Origin of the sequence: Christensenella sp., from assembly GCF_034927525.1 — a bacterium.
Taxonomy (GTDB): Bacteria; Bacillota; Clostridia; order Christensenellales; family Christensenellaceae; genus Christensenella.
Genome location: NZ_JAYFPU010000003.1, coordinates 1 through 2,149, shown reverse-complemented (window position 1 = coordinate 2,149; position 2,149 = coordinate 1). Strand labels below are relative to the sequence as shown.

The 2,149-nt window shown below is 51.4% G+C and carries 2 protein-coding genes; both read right to left on the bottom strand.

All coding sequences use genetic code 11. From position 1 onward, the window contains the following. Positions 1–415 (bottom strand): aminotransferase class III-fold pyridoxal phosphate-dependent enzyme (locus VB081_RS00060; protein WP_323398824.1); only part of this gene is annotated, 415 nt, incomplete at its 3' end. A 357-nt stretch (positions 416–772) separates the two neighbouring features. After that, positions 773–2,149 (bottom strand): sigma-54 interaction domain-containing protein (locus VB081_RS00055; RefSeq protein ID WP_323398823.1); only part of this gene is annotated, 1,377 nt, incomplete at its 5' end.

The following is a 2,149-nucleotide window of genomic DNA, read 5'->3' as shown; positions in this document are numbered from 1 at the left end:
TCCTGGCGATCTTGACGGCATTTTCATCCGCTTCGGCTCCGCTGTTTACAAACATGGTCATTTTGGTTTCGCCTTTCACCGGAACGATGCTGTTCATCTTTTCCGCAAGCTCGATGTATCTTTCATGCGTTGTGATATTCATCATGGCATGGAAGTACTTTTCACTCTGCGTCTTAACGGCGTCAATCAGTTCGGGCTTGCTGTACCCGATATTGAGCACTCCGACCCCGCCGATCCAGTCAAGGAAAACATTGCCGTCAACGTCTTCAAACATGGCGCCTTCACCGCGCGCTATCACGCAGGGATATCCGCATTTTATCGCGTTGGGCACAGCCTTTGCCCTTCTTTCGATAATTGCCTGTGCCTTGGGGCCCGGTAACGGCGTAACGACCTTTGGTAATGCGTCTCTTAACATTTTAAAAATCCTCCTTTTTTGTCCATATGGCGGCGGCGGCTTTCCACTGCTGCGGGCCGCATACGGTTATGCGATTATTTATGGCGCTCGCCATGATCTATATACAACAACATAATATATAGCTATACAAATTTCATGCCGAATATGGTTTTTCCCGCGGGAAAATTGCATGGAGTCTAAACAATTGATAAATTAAGGTTTCAGGGCAGACGGCAGAAGGCGGGGCCTGTCGGCTTTCCATATTTTATGAAATTTATTTCTCATAAATGAGAAATTTCAGGACAACGCGGCGGCTGATCCGGTCTTCGATACGGCTGATTTTTGTCACGACAGCCCGGCTGATTTAGGCTCGCCGATTCAGTTGATCTCAAGCTCCGATAGTTTCCGGTAGAGGGTCGCCCTGCTGAGTCCCAGCTCCTTTGCCACCAGATCCTTCGCGTTGCTGCTGTTTCCGTATTTTTTCAGCTTCCTCGTCAGGATCTCCCTTTCGTAGGATTTGACCTGTTCATTGAGAGGGAGATCGCTTTCTTCGATCTGTATGGTATTGTCGCCTCTCTTTAAGAGCCGGCCCGGCATGGCGTCAATGCCGATTTTATCCCCGAAAGCCATGTTCGTGCCGTATTCGATCGCATTCTCCAGCTCCCTGACATTGCCCGGCCAGCCGTAATTTTCATAAACGTGTTCCGCCTCGTCGGTAAAGCCGGTGATCTTCTTGTTCATGAAAGTATTGTATTTGTTCAGAAAATGACGCATCAGGAGCCTGATATCGGATCGTCTCTCCCTGAGAGGAGGTATAACGAGCGGAATAACGCTCAGGCGGTAGTAGAGATCTTCCCGGAACGTACCTTCCCTGATCATCGTTTCCAGATCCTTGTTGGTGGCCGCAATAACCCTGACGTCGACGATGATGACCTTGTTGCCTCCCACCCGTTCAAAACGCATATTCTGAAGCACATGCAACAGCTTTACCTGCAGGTGCAGCGGCATATCCCCGATCTCGTCGAGAAAGATAGTCCCGCCGTTGGCCAGTTCGAATTTCCCGTATTTCCCCTTGTCGCTGGCGCCGGTAAAAGCGCCTTTCTCATCGCCGAAAAGCTCGCTTTCCAGCAGGTTCTCCGGGATCGCCCCGCAGTTTACCGTGACGAACGGTCCCTTTGCCCTGGGGCTGGCATAGTGGATCGCCTTTGCGAACATTTCCTTTCCGGTTCCGCTTTCCCCCGTGATCAATACGGTGGAGCTGCCTCTCGCGGTGAGCATGGCCTGGGTTTTCGCCTTTCTGATGGCTTCGCTTTCGCCTATGATATCGTCGAAGGTATATTTCAGCGCCCTGGTGTTGAAGTTGTAGACCAGCTTCTGAGCTTCCTCGATATCGCGGAAGGAAATCACCGCGCCGGCTGCCGTCTCATCGGTAGAGAACGGCTTGACGGTAACAATGAAGTGGAAGCCGCCTCTTTCGTTGGTATACACCTCTTCGTTCTCCGTATAGCCGTTTCCGGAGCGCAACACCTCCAGCGCGGGCGTACCGCGCATGAATTTGCTGATATGGCTCCCGATCATGTCGCTTTTCGTCGTTTTAAACAGTTCTTCCGCCATTTGGTTGCAATGCTTGATATAGCCCCTGGCGTCAATGGAGAAGATCCCTTCATGGGCGGTCTCCAACACTGTCGACAGTTCGCTCATGCCGAGTTCCACCTTGTTCAGCACCCTTTTCTGCATTGCCTTGGTGCCCAGCAG